The 1,282-nt window shown below is 64.9% G+C and carries 1 protein-coding gene; it reads right to left on the reverse strand.

The features are described 5' to 3' along the window. On the reverse strand, nucleotides 1–1,282 hold a 1,282-nt coding region (locus tag M2401_RS34290; RefSeq protein ID WP_259111508.1), incomplete at both ends, for an amino acid adenylation domain-containing protein.

Genomic DNA, 1,282 nt, shown 5'->3' on the forward strand with positions numbered 1-1,282 from the left:
AAGAAATCGTCATTCAGGCCGACCCGCTCGACCTTCAGCACATCGGCCCAGATCGCCGCCAGCTGCTGCTGCAATTCTGTTTCCGGCTCGATATACAGCGATTGCAGCAGCCCCGTTTCCGGCGACGGCAAGGCCTGGCGGTCCAGTTTGCCGTTGCCGGTCAGGGGCAGCGTCGCCAACAGCACCAGATGGGCCGGCACCATGTAGTCCGGCAGCGCCGCCTTGAGCTGCGCACGCAAGGCTTCGCGCGGGTCATCGCCCGCAACCTCCGGCACCACATAGCCCACCAGTTGCTTGCCCAGCGCCCCGTCCACATCCACCACCACGGCGTCGCGTACTGCGGCATGGGCCTGCAACTGCGCCGCGATCTCGCCCAGTTCGATGCGGAAACCGCGAATCTTCACCTGATGATCGATACGGCCGATGTATTCCACCGCGCCATCGGCAGCGGCGCTCGCCAGGTCACCGGTACGGTACAGACGACCGCCCTGCCCCTCGAACGGATCCGGCACAAAGCGCTCGGCAGTCAAGCCCGCACGCCCCAGGTAGCCCCGCGCCAGACCGGCGCGGCCCACATGCAGCTCACCCGTGCCACCCGCCACCACCGGCATCAGTTCAGCGTCCAGCACGTACCAGGACAGATCGTCGATCACTCGCCCGATGGGGCTGACCAGCTGCCCGTCCAGATCCGCCAGGCTCACCGGGCGGAAGGTGACGTGCACCGTGGTTTCGGTAATGCCGTACATATTGACCAGACGTGGCGTGGCGTCACCAAAACGCTCGAACCACGGCCGCAGGCTGCCCACTTCCAGGGCTTCGCCACCAAAGATCACCTGCCGCAGGGCCAAGCGGGCCGATGACCCACAGGCCACCGGCAGCCATTGCCGGAAGGCCGATGGCGTCTGGTTGAGCACCGTCACCTGTTCGCGGTGCAGCAAGCTGTGCAAGTCCTCCGGCGAGCGGGTCACTTCCCGTGGCACGATCACCAGGCGACCGCCGTACAGCAAGGCGCCAAAGATTTCCCAGACCGAAAAGTCGAAGGCATAGGAATGGAACAGCGTCCACACATCGCTGGCATCGAAGGCGAAGTCGCGCTGTGTGGCCTGGAACAGGCGCAGTACATTGGCGTGGGGCAGCAAGGTGCCCTTGGGCTTGCCGGTGGAACCCGAGGTGTAGATCACATAGGCCAGGTTGGCCGGGGTGGTCAGGTTGACTGGATTGCTGTCTGGATAACCGCCACCGGCCTCGTCCAGCAACAGGCAGTCGATTTCCTCGGCAAGGG

The sequence above is a fragment of the Pseudomonas sp. JUb42 genome (assembly GCF_024807945.1).
Classification (GTDB): Bacteria; Pseudomonadota; Gammaproteobacteria; order Pseudomonadales; family Pseudomonadaceae; genus Aquipseudomonas.